This is a genomic window from Oceanobacillus sp. CFH 90083 (genome assembly GCF_009389585.1).
Classification (GTDB): Bacteria; Bacillota; Bacilli; order Bacillales; family Amphibacillaceae; genus Oceanobacillus.
Genome location: NZ_VIYG01000002.1, coordinates 330,481 through 351,589, shown reverse-complemented (window position 1 = coordinate 351,589; position 21,109 = coordinate 330,481). Strand labels below are relative to the sequence as shown.

18 protein-coding genes are annotated in these 21,109 nt (G+C 40.3%); 14 read left to right on the top strand and 4 right to left on the bottom strand.

Features of this window, described 5'->3' with window-relative positions:
• Positions 1-67 precede the first annotated feature (67 nt).
• From ggt to FLK20_RS04145, 7 genes are all read left to right on the top strand, one after another.
• Positions 68-1,678 carry a gamma-glutamyltransferase gene (gene ggt / locus FLK20_RS04175; protein WP_152655303.1) on the top strand — a complete coding sequence of 537 codons (1,611 nt, stop codon included), beginning with the start codon at positions 68-70 and terminating at the stop codon, positions 1,676-1,678.
• Between the two features lie 41 nt (positions 1,679-1,719).
• Positions 1,720-2,283: a chromate transporter gene (locus FLK20_RS04170; RefSeq protein WP_152655302.1), complete on the top strand. Its 564-nt coding sequence runs from the start codon at positions 1,720-1,722 to the stop codon at positions 2,281-2,283.
• Positions 2,280-2,807, top strand: coding sequence for a chromate transporter (locus FLK20_RS04165; protein WP_152655301.1), 528 nt, complete (start codon positions 2,280-2,282; stop codon positions 2,805-2,807). Before FLK20_RS04170 ends, FLK20_RS04165 begins: the two co-directional genes overlap by 4 nt.
• A 280-nt stretch (positions 2,808-3,087) precedes the next feature.
• Positions 3,088-4,518, top strand: coding sequence for a PTS mannitol transporter subunit IIBC (locus FLK20_RS04160; RefSeq protein WP_152655300.1), 1,431 nt, complete (start codon positions 3,088-3,090; stop codon positions 4,516-4,518).
• Positions 4,519-4,602: 84 nt separating this feature from the next.
• A complete protein-coding gene (locus tag FLK20_RS04155) occupies positions 4,603-6,699 on the top strand; it encodes a BglG family transcription antiterminator (RefSeq protein ID WP_152655299.1) in 2,097 nt (698 codons plus the stop codon).
• A 43-nt stretch (positions 6,700-6,742) separates the two neighbouring features.
• Positions 6,743-7,183: a PTS mannitol transporter subunit IIA gene (locus tag FLK20_RS04150; protein WP_152655298.1), complete on the top strand. Its 441-nt coding sequence runs from the start codon at positions 6,743-6,745 to the stop codon at positions 7,181-7,183.
• Positions 7,183-8,331 carry a mannitol-1-phosphate 5-dehydrogenase gene (locus FLK20_RS04145; RefSeq protein ID WP_152655297.1) on the top strand — a complete coding sequence of 383 codons (1,149 nt, stop codon included), beginning with the start codon at positions 7,183-7,185 and terminating at the stop codon, positions 8,329-8,331. The genes FLK20_RS04150 and FLK20_RS04145 overlap by 1 nt, the downstream gene beginning before the upstream one ends.
• Positions 8,332-8,386: 55 nt before the next feature.
• Here the strand turns inward: FLK20_RS04145 and FLK20_RS04140 are convergent, their stop codons facing one another.
• Positions 8,387-9,172, bottom strand: coding sequence for an HAD family hydrolase (locus FLK20_RS04140; RefSeq protein WP_152655296.1), 786 nt, complete (start codon positions 9,170-9,172; stop codon positions 8,387-8,389).
• Between the two features lie 138 nt (positions 9,173-9,310).
• Positions 9,311-11,008: a M3 family oligoendopeptidase gene (locus FLK20_RS04135; RefSeq protein ID WP_152655295.1), complete on the bottom strand. Its 1,698-nt coding sequence runs from the start codon at positions 11,006-11,008 to the stop codon at positions 9,311-9,313.
• Between the two features lie 338 nt (positions 11,009-11,346).
• On the opposite strand from FLK20_RS04135, the gene argJ reads away from it, so the two are divergent.
• Together argJ and FLK20_RS04125 are read left to right on the top strand one after the other, a co-directional pair.
• Positions 11,347-12,537 (top strand): bifunctional glutamate N-acetyltransferase/amino-acid acetyltransferase ArgJ, encoded by a 1,191-nt coding sequence (gene argJ / locus FLK20_RS04130; protein WP_152655294.1) that lies wholly within the window; start codon positions 11,347-11,349, stop codon positions 12,535-12,537.
• 97 nt (positions 12,538-12,634) lie between these two features.
• On the top strand, positions 12,635-12,919 hold the full coding sequence (locus FLK20_RS04125) for a hypothetical protein (protein ID WP_152655293.1): 285 nt from the start codon (positions 12,635-12,637) through the stop codon (positions 12,917-12,919).
• A 58-nt stretch (positions 12,920-12,977) separates the two neighbouring features.
• Here FLK20_RS04125 and FLK20_RS04120 read toward each other — a convergent pair whose 3' ends face one another.
• Positions 12,978-13,838 carry a CvfB family protein gene (locus FLK20_RS04120; protein WP_152655292.1) on the bottom strand — a complete coding sequence of 287 codons (861 nt, stop codon included), beginning with the start codon at positions 13,836-13,838 and terminating at the stop codon, positions 12,978-12,980.
• A gap of 511 nt (positions 13,839-14,349) precedes the next feature.
• Here FLK20_RS04120 and FLK20_RS04115 point away from each other — a divergent pair.
• The 3 genes from FLK20_RS04115 (at position 14,350) to FLK20_RS04105 (ending at position 16,574) form a co-directional block, all read left to right on the top strand.
• Positions 14,350-15,246 (top strand): AEC family transporter, encoded by an 897-nt coding sequence (locus tag FLK20_RS04115; protein ID WP_152655291.1) that lies wholly within the window; start codon positions 14,350-14,352, stop codon positions 15,244-15,246.
• Between the two features lie 101 nt (positions 15,247-15,347).
• Positions 15,348-15,905 (top strand): GNAT family N-acetyltransferase, encoded by a 558-nt coding sequence (locus FLK20_RS04110; protein WP_152655290.1) that lies wholly within the window; start codon positions 15,348-15,350, stop codon positions 15,903-15,905.
• Between the two features lie 12 nt (positions 15,906-15,917).
• Positions 15,918-16,574, top strand: coding sequence for an HAD family hydrolase (locus FLK20_RS04105; protein ID WP_152655289.1), 657 nt, complete (start codon positions 15,918-15,920; stop codon positions 16,572-16,574).
• Between the two features lie 330 nt (positions 16,575-16,904).
• Here FLK20_RS04105 and ytaF read toward each other — a convergent pair whose 3' ends face one another.
• Positions 16,905-17,537, bottom strand: coding sequence for a sporulation membrane protein YtaF (ytaF, locus tag FLK20_RS04100; protein ID WP_152655288.1), 633 nt, complete (start codon positions 17,535-17,537; stop codon positions 16,905-16,907).
• Between the two features lie 169 nt (positions 17,538-17,706).
• Between ytaF and FLK20_RS04095 the strand changes: the two genes are divergently transcribed.
• Positions 17,707-19,869, top strand: coding sequence for a DNA topoisomerase III (locus FLK20_RS04095; RefSeq protein WP_152655287.1), 2,163 nt, complete (start codon positions 17,707-17,709; stop codon positions 19,867-19,869).
• Between the two features lie 231 nt (positions 19,870-20,100).
• Positions 20,101-20,961, top strand: a complete 861-nt coding sequence (gene glcT, locus FLK20_RS04090) for a glucose PTS transporter transcription antiterminator GlcT (RefSeq protein ID WP_152655286.1) — start codon at positions 20,101-20,103, stop codon at positions 20,959-20,961.
• Positions 20,962-21,109 lie beyond the last annotated feature (148 nt).

Genomic DNA, 21,109 nt, shown 5'->3' with positions numbered 1-21,109 from the left:
TAAAAATATAATAGAATGAACCAGTTTTTCGTAAAATGATACAATACCTCCTTGAAAGGATGAGCAGATGAAGCACATACATAATCATTTTAATCCTTATCCAATTGCCAGAGAATCTGTATACGCAAAAAAAGGAATGGTTGCGACAACACAGCCTTTGGCGGCAGAAGCAGGCTTGGAAATGTTAAAAAAAGGAGGGAATGCCATTGATGCAGCCATTGCTGCAGCAGCTTGCTTAACAGTGGTAGAGCCAACTTCAAATGGAATTGGCGGGGATGCTTTTGCACTTGTATGGATAAACGGGAAGCTGCACGGTTTAAATGGCAGTGGCCGTTCCCCGGAGGATATTTCGATCGAAGCCGTAAAAGAAAAAGGATATGATGCGATTCCAAAGTTTGGCTGGATGCCTGTGACAGTGCCGGGTGTGCCAAGAACGTGGGCAGCATTATCCCAACGCTTTGGTAAGCTTCCTTTAAAAGAAACGCTGAAGCCTGCCATCAAGTACGCTCGGGAAGGATTTCCGGTTTCGCCGACATTAGCGCGTTTTTGGAAGCGGGCATACCAGATGTATAAAAAGCAGGAAGGCTATAATTTTTCCGAATGGTTTAGAATCTTTGCCCCAAATGGCAGAGCTCCAAAAATAGGGGAAATATGGAAATCTCCTGACCATGCTGTGACGTTAGAAAAAATTGCTGAAACAGATGCCGCATCTTTTTATGAGGGGGAGCTGGCTGGAAAAATAGTGACAGCATCTAAAAAAGCGGATGGATTTTTAACTAAGGAAGATTTAGAAAAGTATGAGGTCGAATGGGTCGATCCGATAAAAGTGAATTATCGCGGCTATGATATTTGGGAGATTCCTCCGAATGGACAAGGAATCATTGCATTGCAGGCATTGAATATTTTAAAAGCTTTTGAGTTTACTGTGAAGGAATCGGTGAATACTTATCATAAACAAATAGAAGCAATCAAGCTTGCTTTTGAAGATGGGAAGCAGCACATTACTGAGGAAAGCAGAATGCGATATACAACTGAACAGTTATTAAGCGATCAATATGCAGCGCAAAGAAGAGCATTGATTCAGGAAGAAGCGATTCTTCCTGAGGCCGGGGATCCTTCTGGCAGTGGTACGGTTTATTTAGCGACAGCAGATGAAGAAGGAAATATGGTTTCCTTTATCCAAAGTAATTATATGGGTTTTGGCTCAGGTGTTGTGATTCCTGGCACAGGAATTACCATGCAAAACCGCGGCTATGATTTTTCGATGGATGAAACGCACGTCAATGCGCTGGAAGGCGGGAAAAAGACATTTCATACCATTATTCCCGGCTTTGTTACAAAGGATAATGAAGCGGTCGGCCCGTTTAGTGTGATGGGCGGTTTTATGCAGCCGCAGGCCCATGTACAGATTGTGATGAACACCGTTGATTTTGGACTGCATCCACAGGCAGCTTTAGATGCCCCGAGATGGCAATGGATGAAAGAGAAGCGGATAGAGGTTGAGCATCGTTTTTCTTATCCGATTGCTCAAGGATTGCGGCAAAAGGGACATGATATACGTATGCAGCTGGAGCCGAACAGCTTTGGACGCGGGCAAATCATCTGGCGCGATCCGGAAACAGGTGTGCTTGCTGGCGGAACAGAATCCAGAGCAGATGGTCATATTGCTGTATGGTAGAACAGGTTTCAAAAATTGATGTAAAGAAGGTTTGTTTACTTATGAAAATGCAATGGGATATTTTTATTGCTTTCTTCCGGGTGGGAATGCTTGGTTTCGGAGGCGGACCAGCTTCTATCCCGTTAATGCGGAAGGAAGCTGTCGAGAAATATAAATGGATAGATGAGGAAGAATTTATCGATATGCTTTCCATCAGTAATACATTGCCAGGGCCAATAGCAACCAAGCTGGCAGGCTATATCGGCTATCGCGTATCCGGCTGGCTTGGTATGCTGAATGCACTGATCGCTTCTGTTATTCCAACCGTTATCCTGGTTATTATTTTATTACGAACGTTATCCGAGGTTCGTGAATTTGATTGGGTGAAGGGCATGACAGCAGCGGTGGTCGCTGTTGTTGGAATGATGATGGCTGTGCTGACCTGGCAGTTTGTTTATAAAGCAGGGAAAGGACTTGGATGGGTATGTGCTGTTATCATGCTTGCCTTAATATTTATTATTTTACATTACTTGCATATTCATCCAGGCATCATCATTGGCTTTCTTCTCATTATCGCCTTTGCATTGCCAGTAAAGAAGAAGGAGAAAGAAGGTGAACGCTCATGATTTTATGGGATATTTTTGTTGCTTTCTTTCTTCCTGGAATTCTTGGATACGGAGGTGGTCCTGCTTCCATATCGCTGGTGGAAAATGAAGTTGTGCGAAATTATGGATGGATGTCTGTGCAGGAATTTGGGGAAGTGCTGGCTTTTGCAAATGCATTGCCGGGACCCATTGCGACAAAAATGGCAGGGTATGTCGGCTATGAACTGGGCGGTGTTGCCGGCTCTTTTGTCGGGATATTTGCCACAATCGCCCCTTCACTCATTTTAATGATTTTATTAGGCGGTATTTTACTGAAATATAAAAAATCAGCGCGTGTGCACCGGCTGACTGTATTTGTCCAGCCTGTTATCGCTGTATTGCTTGGTGTAATTGCTTGGAATTTCTGGACAGAAGCGTATGTCAGTATCGGCTTATTACAGACTGTACTGATTGTGACGGTCAGCTTTTACCTGATAGAAATCAAGCAGGTGCATCCAGCCTTTATTATTGCTGGAGCTATGCTGTATGGCGGTTTTTTCTTGTGAAAATAATAAGGCAGAGAAATGGAAAGAGGCATTTTGTTAGAGAAGAAGCATTTTCTTTAGCAAAAGTCTCTTTTTATACATTATCCGCATCCTTATCTCACTAAAAACAATAGAAATTAAACAAGTATTAAAACGTTTTTCCTTCCATGCAAAAAGGATTCCTTAAAGCTAATACTATTTTGGCAACAAACACATGCCAAAGTTACATTTTGATTAGGTTGTTTTCCCTGCATTGTACAGAATAAAATAAAGGTAACAAAAAAGGAAAGGGGTTAAAACAATGGCAGAACAAAACAGCGGTATCCGCGCGAAGGTACAGAAGTTTGGCAGTAACCTCAGCGGAATGATTATGCCAAATATTGGTGCTTTTATTGCCTGGGGAATTATCACAGCACTATTTATTCCAGATGGCTGGATTCCAAATGAAAATATGGCAACACTGGTTGATCCAATGATTCAATATTTACTGCCACTGCTTATTGGTTTTACAGGTGGACGAATCGTTTATGATATTCGTGGAGGAGTTGTCGGAGCGACAGCAACTATGGGGGTCATTGTCGGTGCAGAACAGCCGATGTTCCTTGGAGCTATGATTATGGGACCGTTGGCCGGTTATCTGATGAAGAAGATTGATGATTTATTCCAGGCGAAAATTCGTCAAGGCTTTGAAATGCTATATAATAACTTCTCCGCAGGGATTTTGGCAGCAATTCTTGCAATGCTTGCAGTAGTAGGAATTGGACCGGTTGTATCAAGCTTTTCAAGTGCTTTAGCACGTGGCGTGGAAGCAATTATCAGTGCAGGTTTGTTACCGCTGGCCAGTATTATTCTTGAGCCTGCTAAAGCGCTGTTTTTAAATAATGCGATTAACCATGGTATTCTGACGCCTCTTGGGGTAGACCAGGCGGCAGAAGCAGGGAAATCAATATTATTCCTGGTTGAAGCAAACCCGGGACCAGGTCTGGGAATCCTGCTCGCCTTCGCAATCTTTGGCAAAGGTATTTCTAAAGCATCTGCACCTGGTGCAGCAATTATTCAATTTCTAGGCGGTATTCATGAAATTTATTTCCCTTATATCTTAATGAAACCAACATTAATTATTGCAGCCATTTTCGGTGGGATGTCTGGAATCTTCACGCTTCAATTATTTGATGCAGGGCTGAGAGCTGCTGCTTCACCAGGAAGTATTTTCGCTGTTTTAGCGATGACACCAGGAAACAGCTATGTAGGTGTTATCTTAAGTGTTCTGATAGCAGCCGCTGTTTCCTTTGCGATTGCAGCCTTTATTTTGAAAACATCCAAAGGTGGCGAAGAAGATCTTACAGCTTCTACAGAAAAAATGGAAGCGATGAAAGGAAAGAAAAGCAGTGTCAGCAGCTCACTTACAGAAGGAAGGGAAGAAACGGGTACAGAAGCTTCTGTGAAAGAAGCAGCTGAAGTGAATAAAATTATTTTCGCATGTGATGCCGGAATGGGCTCCAGTGCCATGGGAGCTTCCTTGTTGAAGAATAAATTTAAGAAAAGCGCTATTGGGATAGATGTAACGAATAAGGCAATTAACGAAATCCCGGAAGATGCGGATATTATCATTACGCAAAAAGCACTGACAGAGCGGGCGAAAGCAAAACGGCCGGATGCTGAGCATATTTCTGTAGATAATTTCTTAAATAGTCCGCGCTATGATGAACTGGTTGAACGGTTAAAAGATTAATGGGTCTTGCGCGGTTGAGCCGTTAATAAGATACTAGCTTTCTCTTTTTAGGGAAGGCTATCTGCGGAAGGGAGGTGAATGGCAATGTATCTTACTAGTCGTGAACGGCATATCTTAGCTTTTTTACTGGCCGCCCGGGGACAAAAAACAGTAAAACAAGTAGCCGATAAACTGAACGTCAGTACGAGAACCATTCACCGTGAATTAAAGAAATTAGAGGATGTATTAGCAGCTTATCAGCTGACCATTTCTAAAAAATCAGGCTCTGGTATAGCAATCCGTGGTGACGCACAGAAGAAACAGCAATTAAAGGATAAAATCGCTCAATTAGATGGTGTGGAATTATCGGAAGAGGAAAGGCAGGCCATCTTATTGAATACGCTGATACAAGTGCGGGAACCCGTTAAATTATTTACTTTAGCCAGTGAATTAAATGTCACCATTGCTGCAATTTCACAGGATTTAGATGCTATGGAGAATCGGATCCGCTCATTTGATTTAGAGCTTATCCGTAAAAAAGGGTATGGGGTGGAGATTAAAGGGGATGAAGTGAAAAAACGTGCAGTTTTAAGTAATTTAATTTCCCGTCATATCGATTTATTTGAATTTGTGGAAAAAATCAAAGCAAAAAATAAAGAAGAAAAGGCAAAGGGAGAAACTATTTCTGATCGATTATTGGGACTGGTCGACCCTCAAAAATTAGAAAAAGTAGAGGAGCAGGTTCAGGAAATCGGCAGGGAGCTTCCCTACCCTTTAGCTGACAGTGCATATGTCGGGCTCGTTGTTCATTTAGCGCTTGCGATTGAACGGCTGCAAAAGGGAGATACGATTCATTTTGATGAGGCCTATAAGCAGGAGATTCAGGAAAAGCAGGAATACCACATTGCTGCTAAATTAATTGAAAAGCTGGGGACTGCTTTTTCCATAGATATTCCAGAGGATGAGATTGGCTATATTACGATGCATTTAATGGGAGCAAAACGCAGAGAAAATCAATCCTACTTGCTGGAAGAGGCAAGTATGGACCTGGCACACCGGGCAAAAGAGCTGATTCGTAGAGTGGGAGAACAGCTGCGCATAGATTTATCAGCGAATAACCAATTTTTAAATGATTTAACTACACATTTAAAGCCGGCTATTTATCGGATCAAGCAGCAAATGAATATTCATAATCCGATGCTTGCAGAAATTAAGCGGGATTATCTGGAGCTGTTTGAGGTGATTAAAGAGTGTACCACCTCTGTATTTCCAGATTTGCATATTCCCGATGAAGAAATTGCTTATATTGTATTGCACTTTGCCGCAACACTTCTGCAAACGGAGAAGCATCAGAATGTTCGTGTACTTGTTATTTGCTCCACAGGTATTGGAACATCAAAAATGCTGGCTACCAAATTAGAACGTAAATTCCCTGAAATAGAGCTGGCGAAGCATCAATCTATTTTTGATTTAGACCAGGCAGAACTTTTAGAATATGATGTGATTGTGTCAACCGTTCTTTTAGAAAATCTGGGGCAGAGCTATGTGCATATTTCGCCGATGCTGACAGAGGATGAGGCGGCAAAAGTAAAGGCAGCGCTGAGAAAAGCTGCATTAACACGACCGAAATCATCTGTTAAAACTAATAAAATGATGGAAGGCGATTTTCTTGTGAATCTTCAGGAAATGCACCGCTATTCAGAGGTCATCCTGCAGGTGTTAAACCGATTCAAGCTATTTTATCTGAAGGAACATAGCGGGTATTTTCTGGAGCCGATTTGTCAGCAGCTGCAGCATCATGGTATGATTGACAGTCAAAATATACTGCTCGAAAAATTAATAAAGAGAGAAGAGCAGGGAGGATTAGGAATACCTGGTTCAGAGCTGGCTCTATTCCATACCAGGTCAGATACAATCCATGGTCCGGGCTTCTTTATTTTCGAGCTGCCAAGCAAGGAAGAACTGCAGGCAATGGACGGGACAAAGATGGAGGTATCACGGATTTTAATGATGCTTGCCCCAGAATCTACGTATACAGAAGCATTAGATATTTTAAGTTATCTCAGCGGGTTAATTATTCAGGATACGGATTACCTATATTTGCTTCAAGAAGCTGGTGAAAAAGAAATTTTACTATTTTTGACGAATCAGTTTCAATTATTTATTCAGGAAAAGTTTTACCAGGCAGAAAATCGGTCATAGGATAAATAGTTAGCCTCTATAAGTAAAAAAGGAGTGTATATCAATGGCAAAAAAAATTTTAAGCACAGACAATATTGAGTTAGGTGTACAAGCAGCATCCAAGGAAGAGGCAATTCGTTATGTTGGCGGTATTTTATTAAATAATGGCTATGTGAAAGAAAATTATATCGATAAAATGCTCGAGCGTGAAGAGATTGCAACAACCTTTATGGGTAATTCCCTGGCAATTCCCCATGGTACAGAGGATGCCAAGAAGGAAGTTTTAGAAACAGGGCTTGCTGTTGTCACTGTTCCAGATGGTGTTGATTTTGGGGATGGGAATATGGTGAAGCTTTTGATTGGCATTGCCGGGAAAGGCGATGAACATCTGGAAATTCTATCGCAAATTGCTATTATTTGTTCAGAAGAGGAGAATGTAGAAAAATTGACGCAAGCATCATCGAAGGAGGAAATGATAACAATCCTTAATGAGGTGAATGCGTAATGAAGGCTGTTCATTTTGGGGCAGGAAATATTGGCAGAGGCTTTATTGGCCTTTTACTGGATCAATCCGGATATGAGGTTACCTTTGTTGATGTGAATGATGAGATTATCTCGGCAATCAATCAAGACAAAGCATATCAGGTTCATTTTGCAGATGAAGCAAGTGAGCCTGTCACAGTAGAGCATATTTCGGGGATTAATAGTATAAAAGACCCGAAGGCTGTGACAAATGCCGTCGTAGACGCTGATATTGTCACAACGGCTGTCGGTCCGAATGTTTTACCGATTATCGCAAAAGCGATTGCCAAAGGACTTGTAGAAAGAATCGATAACAACAGGAAGCCGCTTGCAATCATTGCTTGCGAAAATATGATTGGCGGCAGTACGTTACTAAAAGAATATGTCTATCAGGAAATCAGTGAGGCAGATCAAAAAGCCTTTGATGATTTATTTAGCTTCCCGGATGCAGCAGTTGATAGAATTGTACCGAATCAAATCAATGAGAAGCTGCTGGATGTTCGTGTCGAGCCTTATTATGAATGGGTTGTGGAAAAGGGATTTACACAAGGAGATCTGCCTGACATTGAAGGGGTTACCTATGTTGATGAACTTGGACCATATATTGAACGAAAGCTATTCACTGTTAATACCGGACATGCGGCAACAGCATATTTAGGAAGATCTCATGGCTATGAAACAATTGATCAGGCATTGCAGGACAAAATGATTCTAGATACGTTAAACGGCGCATTACAGGAGTCAGGACAGGCTTTGATAGCAGCTTATGGTTTTGATGCCAAAGCGCATAGAGCTTATATTCAAAAAATTATCAGCCGCTTTCAAAACCCATATATTTCTGATGAAGTAAATCGTGTTGCCAGGGGGCCGATTCGCAAGCTTGGCCCCAAGGATCGCTTTGTACGGCCAGCAAGCATGTATTTGGAATTTACATCTGCTGCACCAAAATATTTATCTAAAGCAATGGCAGCCGCTTTATTATTTGATAATAAGGGAGACGAAGAGGCTGTGCAGCTTCAGGCAATGATTCAGGAAAAAGGGGTAAAAGCCGCATTCTGCGAGGTAAGCGGATTGGGGCAGGACCATCCGATTACAAAAGCGGTAATGGCGGAATATGAGCAAATGAGCTAAGCAACCGATAATATATAGAAAAAGCATGGGTGAGCTCCCATGCTTTTTCTATATATTATTCCACCAGACCAAGCTTTTTCAATCCATTAAAAATACCTGATTCTGTTACAGATGTTGTTTGAAAATCCGCGTATTCAACTAATTTCGGATCTGCATTTCCCATGGCAACTCCGGTTCCTACAAATTTGAGCATTTCCTTGTCATTCATTCCATCTCCAAAAGCAATGACTTCAGAAGGCGAGATGTTGAGGTGATGCAGCATTTGTTTAATAGCTACTCCTTTATTAACAGAAGCCCGAAGCACATCATACGATTCACTGGCATGAGGGACATTTACTCTGGACAAGTGGTAATCATCTGTGATTTCAAAGTCTTTCACTTGGTGTGCGGCAACGTTAATTGCTGAAGCTGAAACAATTTTATCAGCAACATCTGTTGTAAAGAGCTTATTTTGATGCAGCTGGAATACTTCATTGAAATCTTCCACATGTGGATTTGTTAAAGAAGTGAAGTAATTATGCTCCGTCGTATACAGTACAAGCTCACTTTGACTTTGTCCGGCAATGGATACCATTTTTTCCACATCTTCTTTTTTCATTGGTGCGTTAAAAATGACATCCCCTTGATAAAGTGCATAGGCGCCATTATAAGTAACAGAGGATGTAATACCCAAATCAGAAGCTAAATTTTGAATATCCACAAATGGTCTGCCTGTGCATAAAAAAACCTCCAGCCCTGCAGATTTTACTTGCTGAATCGCATCCTGCGTAGAGGCTGTGTATGTATGGTCAGGCTGTAAGATAGTTCCGTCAATATCTAAAAATAGTGCGCGATAGGTCATTGTAATCTCCTTTTCTCCTTAAAACTATTAATATTTTACCATAATGCCAACAGAAAACCTAGCGGGCAAGAAATGAATGAATACCAAAAAAGAGAGAAGTCTTTACGATTGACTTCTCCCCGCATATTGTATTTATGATTACAGCGCCTGGTCATCGATATGATCAAGCCAATCTTCAATGAAAGATACAGCTGCTTCTACCGTTCCTTCCTCGAAAGGAGATTGCAGGCCTGCAGATTGAACGAGTTCTAAAAATGGCTTGGAGCCACCCAATTTACATAGGTCAATATAATCCTGCCACGCCTTTCCCCGATTTTCCTGTGATTTCTTTAAAAATTGGAAGGCACAAATTTGTGCGAGCGTATAATCAATATAATAGAACGGATCTTCATAGATATGCCCCTGCTTTTGCCAGAAAGCTCCTGATTCTAAGCTTTCCAAGCCATCATAATCACGATGCGGCAGGTATTTCTTTTCCAGGCTGCGCCATGCCTGATTACGTTCCTCTGGTGTCCAGTCCGGATTTTCGTAAATCAGATGCTGAAACTCGTCTACCGCAACACCGTATGGCAGGAACTGAATCGCATCGGATATATGCGTATACTTATATTTTTCAACATCCTCCTGAAAGAAATTTTCCATCCATGGATACGTAAAGAATTCCATACTCATCGAATGAATTTCCGCAGATTCACTGGTCGGGAAGTAATACTCCGGCACAGAAAAATGCCGGCTGGAATAGCTCTGAAAAGCATGTCCCGCCTCATGAGTCAACACATCAATATCTCCAGATGTCCCATTGAAATTAGAAAAAATAAATGGAGACTGATAATCTTCAATATACGTGCAATAGCCGCCGCTTTCTTTTCCTTTCTTTGCTTCTAAATCAAGCAGCTCACGGTCCAGCATAAACTGAAAGAATTCACTGGTTTCCTCGGATAATTCATCGTACATTTTCTTGCCATTTTGAATGATCCAATCTGGATTGCCTTTGGGCGTCGCATTTCCGGAAGCGAAAACAAAGGATTCATCATAGAATTTTAAGGACTCTGCACCGATTCGTTTGGCCTGCTTCTCATAAAGCTTGGTCGCAATAGGCACAATAACTTCTTCTACCTGCTTACGGAAGCGCTGAACCATTTCTGCATGATAATCAACACGCTGCATGCGGAGGTAGCCGACCTCGACAAAGTTTGTAAAACCAAGCTTTTCAGCGATTTGGTGACGTGTTTTGACTAAATCATCAAAGATCGTATCCAGTTTTTCTTTATTTTCCGTAAAAAAGCTTTGACGTGCCTCTAATGCTTCTTTCCGGGTTTGCCGATCCGGATCCTCTGCAAAAGGTCCGAGCTGTGCCAGTGTATAAGACTTACCCCGGAAATCAATATCTGCAGATGCAATTAATTTAGAATAAGCAGATGTCAGCTTATTTTCTGCCTGCAAGAGAGGAATGATTTCTTTGGAGAAAGCTTTTACTTCACATGCTGCTAAATCAAATAATTGGGAGCCGTATTTATCCCGGAGCTGTGCTTCAAAAGAAGACTTCAGGAGCTCTTTATAAAAAGCTGTTACTAATTCCTGGATTTCTGGTAAATGTTCATCAAAAAAATCTCTCTCCTGATGATAAAATTCATCACGTGTATCAATAGAAGCACGAATAAATACAAGATTATACATCGTTGAAAGATGGTTTCTAATCGCATTAATGTTGTCAATAGCGGCAATGGCTTTATCAATAGAATCGGCATCTTTAAATTGCTCCAGCTTTTGATAAAAGTTTTCTTTCACTTTTGGAAGATCCGGGCGTTCATAGGTATAGTTTGAGAACGTTTGCATTTTGCTGCCTCCTTATTTTTTGGGTAATAATTGAAACATACAAGTTAAGTATACCGTTATTTAATGGAAATGTATTGTATTTTATGGATAAATTTTTAGATTTAACGTATTGAGAAAAGCAGTAAAGGACTATAGGATATAATCAATATTTTTACCATGTCTTTACTCTGGATTTGATTAAAATAATTTCACAATAGATATTGCATATTTAATCATTTTAGTGCATATTTATTATATGCTGATTTATGAAATGACAGGATAGCCTTCACTATTTCAGTAAATTAGTATTTTTAGCTTATGCATTTGATTACTAAAATAAAAGGAGTTTGTACATAAAAATGAAAAGTTTATTAGAAAATAAGGAGTATATTTTAGAAAATATGCCTAAAGGCTTTTATACATGTTCTAAAAATCTGGGGATTAAAGATGAAACATTAGATTTTACAGTAATTCTATCAGAAAAGCAGGCTAATGCTGCTGCCATGTTTACACAAAGCAGATTTTGCGGAGCTCCTATTCCCATTGGGAAAAAGAACGTTGCCAACGGTAAATTACAATGCTTTGCGATTAATAGTAAGAATGCAAATGTAGCTACAGGAGAAGAAGGAATAAGAAATGTCATCGAGATTAATGATTTAATTGCTGCAGAATTAGACATTGCTTCTGAAGATATTTTACCTTCATCGACTGGCGTGATCGGATATCCATTACCAATGGATAAGATCCGGGCAGGAATAAAAAATCTGAAAAGTAATCTGGCAGAAGGTGGATTGGACAAATCGGCTGAAGCAATCATGACAACGGACACGTACCCGAAGCTGAAAATGTGTAAGGTTGGTAATGCTACGCTTGTCGGAATCGCTAAAGGCTCTGGAATGATTGAGCCGAATATGGCTACCATGCTATCTTATTTTGTGACAGATGCAGATATTCCTTCTGATCAACTGCAGAAGCTGTTAAAAGAAGCAGTCAATCAATCCTTTAATATGGTCAGCATTGATACCGATACAAGTACCAGTGATACCGTAGCGATGATGGCAAATGGATTAGCCGGAAAAGTAGATCTGCAAGCATTCCAAGCAGCTTTGACAGCAATGAGTATTGATTTGGCGAAAGAGATTGCCCGTGATGGAGAGGGGGCAACAAAGCTGGTTGAAGTGACAGTAGACGAAGCTGCAAGCTTTGCACAAGCAAAGAAAATTGGAAAAAGCATTGTTAATTCCCCACTTGTAAAAACGGCTATTTTTGGAGAAGATGCCAACTGGGGGCGTATTGCGATGGCGATTGGCAAATGTGAGGAAGAGACAGATGTTGATTTAGAAAAAGTTTCTATCTATTTTGGACATACGTTGATCTATGATGGGCAGCCTGCTGGAAATGAGGCTATTTTAGACGAAGTTCAACATTATTTAGAAAATCCGGAAATAAAAATAAGGGTTTCTTTAGGGTTGGGAGTAAAAGAGGCTACGGTTTGGGGCTGTGATTTATCTTATGATTATGTACGGATTAATGGGGAATACACAACCTGATAAAGAATTCATAACGGCCGGCGAGATGTATATTGACTTTCTTATTTTTCAATTGTAGACTGAAAGTAGTGTAATTAAATAATGGCGGGGTGAGGAAATGGTAGAAATGGTCATCACATTTGGAGCTATTTTAACAGCGATTACAGCACTTATCAGTATTTTTCTAGTTAAAATGACTTCCAAAGAATCCCATGCTGGGTACTATCCAAACGTATTCTTAGGGTTAGTGGGATTGCTATTAATTCTTGTAGCATCTATCGCACCGAAAGTTGATTTTGCAGGAGTCGGGTTTGGCGGGATCGGAATTGCCTGCATGTTTGCAGCAGCAATCGGATTCATTATTTCAGCAGTTCTGGACTCTTACAAAAATGCAGAAGCTTAATAAATAAAAGCAATGTCTGGGAAAAGTCAGACATTGCTTTTATTTTTATGGACAAAACTTAGTCTATTTTAATAATTTGTTCGTGTCCCTGCTTAATGATCCCTTGCTTTAATAAGGTCCCTACAGCACGTTTAAAGGCTGATTTACTAATCTGAAACGTTGCGCGGATTTCTTCCGGATCGCTTTTGTCATGGAAAGGGATGACGCCATCATTTGCTTCCAGATGCTTTAAAATAGCAGCTGCGTCTTCGGATAAACTGTCTTGCTTTAATGGACGCAGAGAGACGTTAATAGAACCATCATCTTTCACAGCAATGACCCGTCCTTCAACAACCTGTCCGACACGGGGCTCTTCCTTTCTTTCAGTACGGTGAATAAAGCCGCGATACCCTTCACTGGTGATTAAGGCTGCACCTTCTTTATTGGTATAATAAATTGTGCCAATAACCGTTTGCTGATTCAGCTGTTCCGGGGCAGCGAAGACATTATTCGCAATAATATTTTCGGAAGCAGGTACTCCTAACAGCCGTCCCTTTTTATCCAGCTGCAAGGTAATATACAAGCGATCTCCAGAGCGCGGCCAGCTTTCCTGAAAAAGTGGCAGGGAATCCTTGGAGACAAGAATATCCTTGGAAGTGCCGATGTTGACAAAAACACCTAGGCGGGGAACAACGCCTACAACCTCCGCCCAGTCATATAATCCAATGGTAATCGAGGGTAAATATGTAGTGGCATTGACTTGTCCTTTTTTATTTAAGTAGAGAAATACATCCACAGTCTCCTCCACCTCTAAGGCTGACTCCGATTCATTATGATGCAGCAGAACCTCTTCCCCATATGCAGATAAAACATAGCCAGTATCTATTTTTCGTAAAACAGTCATCGTGATGATGGAACCGATTGGTAAATCTGTCGGCATGTAAAAGCTCCTTTCAATTCAATACATTTATAATTTGGAAAAGGGATACTCTCTTAAAAAGAGTACCCCTTTATGATTAAAGTAACACGTGATATTAAAATTAATTTTAATGGAAGTTCAAATTAATTAGAAATTTGATTTCCCTTAAATGAATAATTAGCTTATTTGTCGTTGGTCAGTCAGATATACTGACCCTCTCTCCGTATAACGCTTACGGACTGTCCGCGGTAAATATTCCAATATAATTCTTTTCTAACTTAAGCAATGCAGCCCCAAACCTTCTGCTGCATCCTTGCGGCCCTTTAGCCGCGCCAGTGTGAATAAGCATCTTCAAAAAGTATTACAGAATGCCAAACCACACCTGTTACTTAATTACACTATTATGCACATTTTCTTTTGATTTGTCAACTTTTATTTCTGCAAATCTTTTTACAGTGATGAATATAGATGAAATCCAGTTGACCCGATATGATACACTTAAATTAATTGAAAAAAGCTTGGAGAGGTACATATGTTATTATTTATTGAAGTCATTTTACCTATTATGGCGGTATTTGCAGCTGGCTTTATCCTGCAGCGTATTCGGGTGTTGGATGTGCGATCGGTGTCCGCAGTTTGTCTATACATTCTTTCACCGGCACTGGTTTTTGTAACATTATATGAAGCCGAATTTAATCAAGGGTTTTTAGTCATTATCATTTTTATGTTTCTATTATTTTATGTCATGGTGTTCCTTAATAAAATGTTAGCAAAAATCTTTGGCTGGGATGGAAATAAAGAGAGTGCTGCTATTCTGGCGACGGGCTTTATGAACTCCGGAAATTATGGTCTGCCTGTCGTTTTGTACAGTATTGGCAGTGCCGCAGCTCCGTATGCGATTTTTATTATGGTGATTCAGTCGTTACAGAATAATTTCTTTGGTATCTATTATGCATCAAGAAGCACCAGCGGGATGCGGAGAGCGTTTGCGAACATCTTAAAAATGCCGACAACCTATGCAGCGATATTAGCCATGTTCTTTTCACTGCAATCCATTGCCATACCTGACTATATACATTCTACATTAGAAATGGTTGGAAATGCGGCTATTCCTGTAATGATGGTAATGCTTGGTATGCAGTTAGGATCGTTAACGGCATTGAAAATTGACTGGCAGGTTGTTCTGTCTTCTGTTATCTTAAAAATGATTACTGCGCCAATACTGACATCAATCTTTGTATGGCTTGTTCCAATGGATCCTCTGGTCGGAACGGTTTTAATTATTATTTCCGCTATGCCGCCCGCAGCAACAACTACGATGTATGCGATTGAATTTGATACAGAACCGGAGCTGGTATCGACCATTACCTTTATTTCTACGGTAGTCAGTGTGGTTACGATTACGGTTTTATTGAATATAGTTGCTTGAAATATGGCAAATAAAATAATGGATTGACAACAAATTGGACTCCTCCAGCTCTGATTGAAGTTTCTTTTTTATTTAGAAGATGAAGAAAGGAGTTATACGATATGAAGCACATTCCATTGAAAATGATAAGAGATCATTTATTGGATATTCCCCAATTCTCGCTGCCGGATGGATACCGTATCCGCTTCTATGAAAAAGGCGATGAACATCATTGGGCAAAAATTGAAGCAAGTGTCGATGAATTTAAAAATGACGTAGCAGCATTAGAGCATTTCAAGAAGGAATTTGGATCATTTACGGCTGAGATGACCAAGCGCTGCCTGTTTATTGAAAGTGAAGCTGGAGAAAAAATTGCGACAACCACTGCCTGGTATGGTGATTTAACTGGTGATGGGGAAATAACAGGCAGAATTCACTGGGTAGGTGTTATGCCGGCATATCAGGGGAAAAAGCTTGCCAAGCCTCTAATGACAACAGCAATGAATACCTTGGCTAAATACCATTCAGGGGCATATCTTACAACACAGACAACGAGCTTTCAAGCTGTAAATATGTATTTAAATTATGGGTTTGAGCCGTATTGTACGGGAGCTGCCTGTGAAGAAGGCTGGACAATTATGGAACAAACACTGGGACGAAAAATTTTAGAACGTAATTAAAGGAGGAATACAATGATTAAGGCAGCTATTTTTGACTTTGACGGACTTATTCTGGATACAGAAACTGCTTGGTATGATGCTTATAAAGAGGTTCTAAAGCGTCAATTTCAATTTAATTTACCACTTGAAGATTTTGCAAAATGTGTCGGGTCAAATGACACGATGTTTTTATCCTATTTGCAGAAAGAAATAGGCAGCCAACTGAATATCGATTCTATTCGCGAAGAAGCCTGGAAACTGCATAGTCAATATGTAAGTGATGCAAAAGCAAGGGAAGGTGTAACTGAGTATTTGCAAGGTGCAAAAGATCAAGGCTTGACTGTTTCCTTGGCAACAAGTTCAACAACGGAATGGGCAACGACGCATTTAACAAACTTAAATTTACTTTCTTATTTTGATTTTCTGGTAACAAAGGATATGGTAGACAGGGTGAAGCCGGCACCGGACTTATTTTTAAAGGCACTTGAAAATTTAGGTGTAGAGGCTCATGAAGCAGTGGTTTTTGAAGATTCCTTGAATGGATTACTTGCTGCACAGAAAGCAGAGCTGCCTACAGTTATCATCCCGAATCCGGTGACAGCAGGATTGCCATTTGAAAATTATCATTTAAAATTAAATTCCATGGCAGACATGACTTTAAAGGAAGTTTTGAAAACATTGGATGGATAAAGTGACATTTCATATAATGAAAGTACTGCAGGTGATACTTTGAGGTAAAGAATAGAGAAGCTGGAGGAAGGAATTAACCGGTTTAGAAGGTGGAATGGCTGTATCTGCCAAGCTTTAAAAAAGTGAGCCGATGATGGTTCATTACAGATGTCTTCACGGAACAGGTTGGGCTGCGGTGTAGGTATTCGAGCGAATGGACTAAATGAAAAATAACCGTATCGGCGCCAACCATATAAAATGGTTTGGATACGGTTATTTTGTTATTTACTGAGCGGAAGTGATACACTCTATGAAGCTTTGGAACAGCTTTAGAAAAAGAGATGCTTCCACCTAACTATTAAACACATTCCAGCACCCCAGAGTAATCAGAAAAACTGCCGGTAAAAAGGATAGCCGCTGCAAAATAGGTATTCTCCATAAATAACTTCCAAACATTATCCCGCTATATAAAAAGAATCCGCTCATTCCAGCAGTTAGTAAAGCAGTCATTAGTGGAGAGTACCCAAGCATGGCTGCACCAATTCCGGCACCAAATGCATCAAGAGCCAGAGCGAATCCCAGCAGAATGGATTCATTTATAGAGATAATACCAGACTTATCTAAATCGGCTTCCTTTGGACGGGTGAGCACTGTTTTCACATTTGCAAATTTAACATTGGGGGAAGACTGCTCTTCCTTTTTGGTTGTTTCTGTCTCTCTGGAACGAAACATAGAAACAAGAGAGAAAAAACCTAAAAAGATGAGAATACCTCCACCAAGCATACTGGCTCCTTGGGGTGAAATAAAGGAACGTAAGAAACCGCCAATTTCCATCGAAAGAAAGACAATTAATCCAGAACAAAACATAATGATCATTAAAGAGAGCAGAGGGACTTTAATCTGCCGCATTCCATAGGTAATACCTACACTAAACCCATCCAGGCTTACTGCAATAACGAGTAAAAGCAAACCAGTATATATCATACATAACATCCTCTTTCTAATAAGTACAAGTAAAATTGAAAAAAATCGACGCCATGTTTGTGTAGGATATTCTATGTTTTTAGGTGTAATGTGTGCCTTGACCGAACGTATTGCAAGGAAATATGTTAAAGTAGTAACAGACTAGAATTCGATAAAATGAGGGATATACATGAGTAAGACAGTGGTATTAGCGGAAAAACCGTCTGTAGGAAGAGATATAGCCAGAGTCCTTGGGTGTCATAAAAAAGGAAATGGTTATCAGGAAGGGACAAAGTACATTGTGACGTGGGCATTGGGACATTTAGTTACCTTGGCAGACCCGGAAGCCTATGATGCAAAATATAAAACATGGAATATGGAAGATTTACCAATGCTTCCGGACCATCTGAAATTGGTCGTGATGAAGAAAACCGGCAAGCAATTTCAAACGGTGAAGCAGCAGTTATCCCGTCAGGATGTAGGCAATATTGTTATTGCTACCGATGCTGGGAGAGAAGGAGAGCTCGTTGCCAGATGGATTATTGAAAAAGCACGAATCAAGAAGCCTGTGCAACGTCTGTGGATCAGCTCGGTTACGGATAAAGCAATCAAAGACGGCTTTCGAAATTTAAAGCCCGGGAATCAGTATTGGAATCTGTACCAATCAGCAGTGGCGCGTTCTGAAGCAGATTGGTATGTCGGTTTAAATGCAACAAGAGCTTTAACAACCAAGCACAATGCCTCCTTATCCAGCGGCCGTGTACAGACACCGACTCTTGAAATGATTGCGATGCGTGAACAGGAGATTAATCAATTTAAGCCAAAGGCGTATTATCAGCTGCAGGGAAAAACAAAAGGCGGGTTTGTAGTAACCTGGAAGGATAATAAGAATCAATCCCGTATTTTTTCAAAAGAAGCAGCAGATAAATTAAAAGCAAACGTATCGAAGGAAAAAGCTATTATTCAGTATGTGGATAAAAAGCATAAGAAAAAACACGCACCGACGTTATATGATTTAACGGATTTGCAAAGGGATGCCAACCGGATTTATCAATTTTCCGGAAAACAAACCTTATCTGTTCTGCAAAAATTATATGAGCAGCATAAGCTTGTCACCTATCCAAGAACCGATTCAAGACATTTATCAACGGATATGGTATCGACATTGAAGGAGCGTGTCAAAGCCTGTGGTGTCGATGAATATGCGAAGGCAGCAAATAAAATCTTGAAAGAAGATTTACGGGTCGGCAAAGCAATTGTCGATAACAGTAAAGTAACGGATCACCATGCGATTATCCCTACGGAAGAACCTGTGGATTATAGTGTGCTCTCTAACCAGGAACGGAAAATCTATCAGCTGATTGTCCAGCGTTTCTTAGGTGCACTTTCCAAGCCGTATGAATATGAGCAGACAAGTATAACTGTCGCAGCAGCAGGTGAAACCTTTGAGGCAAAGGGAAACAGAGTTGTTGCTTTAGGCTGGAAGGAAATTTACCAGCATGATGATGAAGAAGATATTCGTTCCAGTGTTCCTCAAGTAACGAAGGGTGAGGAAATTGCTCTCAACTTTATCATCAGGGAAGGACAGACAACACCGCCGGAACGTTTTACAGAGGGAAGTCTCCTGCAGGCAATGGAGAACCCGACAAAATATATGGAAACGAAACAGCAGGAGCTTGTCAAAACCATCAAGCAGACAGGCGGGATTGGAACAGTTGCGACGCGTGCAGATATTATTGAAAAGCTGTTTAATAATCAATATATGGAGCTGAAAGGGAAATATATTTACTTGACATCAACAGGCAGACAGCTACTGGAATTAGCGCCTGAAAAGCTTCGTTCGCCTATTTTAACGGCAGAATGGGAACAAAAATTAGCGCAAATTGCGGAGGGTAAGCTGAAGAAAGATGTATTTTTAAAGGAAATCAAAGCTTATACCAAACAGGCAGTTCAGGAAATCAAAGCAAGCGATGAAAAGTTCAAGCATGATAATATGACCGGAACAAAATGTCCGAAATGCGGTAAGCTGATGCTGGAAGTGAAAAACAGGCATGGCAGGAAACTGGTCTGCCAGGATCGCAGCTGCGGCGGTAAAAAGAATATCGCAAAATATACCAATGCCCGCTGTCCGAACTGTCATAAGCGTTTAGAGCTTCGCGGTGAGGGCGAGGGTCAAATGTTTACGTGCTCCTGCGGTCATCGTGAAAAACTGTCCACCTTCCAGGCCAGAAAAGAGAAGGAGAAGAAGCAAAAGGTATCCAAAAAAGATGTGCATAAGTATATGAAGAAGCAGGATGACTTTAAAAACAATGCTCTTGCCGATGCGCTGGCGAAGTTAAAAGACCGTTCTTAAGTAAATAAGATAGAAAAGTCCCTATACTAAAAATGGGGACTTTTTCTTATGAAAATGCTCAGCAAAAGAACACGGCAAGAGGTTTTCTCAAGGGAATATTTGTCGAAGCGGCTGTATTACATTCCAAAATGAAAAGACCTTATTCACTACAAAAACCCATAATTTGCAGTTTAGATGAAGTGTTATATAATAGAAAGGCAAGACGGTTAAAATGTAGAAGGGATGATTGATATGGATGCCTTTTCTGTAATCAAATCACTCAATAACAATGTTCTTATTGCCGAAGATACGGATCAAAATGAAGTCATCCTTATCGGGAAGGGCATCGGATTTGCTAAAAAGAAGCATGACCTTATTGAATCCAAAACCGTAGAGAAGCTGTTTGTTCTCCGGAATAAAGAAGAGCAGGAAAATTATAAAAAAATCATTCACAATATCGATGAAAAAACATTGCAGAGTATTGTAGATTCTATAGAAATAATCAAAAAACGTATCAATACATTTACGGATGAGCATGCACTGGTTGCATTGACAGATCATATTGTTTTTGCCATTGCCCGTTTGCAGAATGGGTTAGAAATTCGTAATCCTTTTTTGGCAGAGACGAAGGTGCTTTATCCATTTGAATATGAGATTGCAGCTGAAATAGTTGAATATATGAATCAATTTTTACCTGTCCATTTGCCGGAAGGAGAGATAGGGTTTATTGCATTGCATATTCATAGTGCAATGGAGGGTACAGCATTAAATGAAATTAACCGGTATTCACAGCTTGTATCTAATTTAATTCAGGTGATTGAGGATCAGCTCCGTATTACTTTGGATAGAGACAGTATGGATTATGGGCGTTTTGTCAGACATCTCCGGTATACGATAGAGCGTGTTTTAAACGAAGATAAGGTAGAAGAGCCGAAAAAAATGGCAGCCTTATTGAAGGAAGAATACCCGGTATTCTATAATTTGTCCTGGAAGCTGATTAAAATAATGCAGCAGACCTTAAAGAAACCGATTTTTGATGCTGAATCTGTTTATTTGACGATTCATTTGCAGCGTCTATATGATAGTATCCGTTTGAAATCAAAAACGAAATAATTCGTTCATTCTTAATAGAGTGTGTTCCGAAAGTTCGTCGTGTCTTTTTTGAATATCCTCTTAATCATGTGACGGATTTGATCAGGTGTGAGTAGGAATACTTAGATAGGACAAGGTACAGTATTTCTGTAACTATATGCTCTATCTT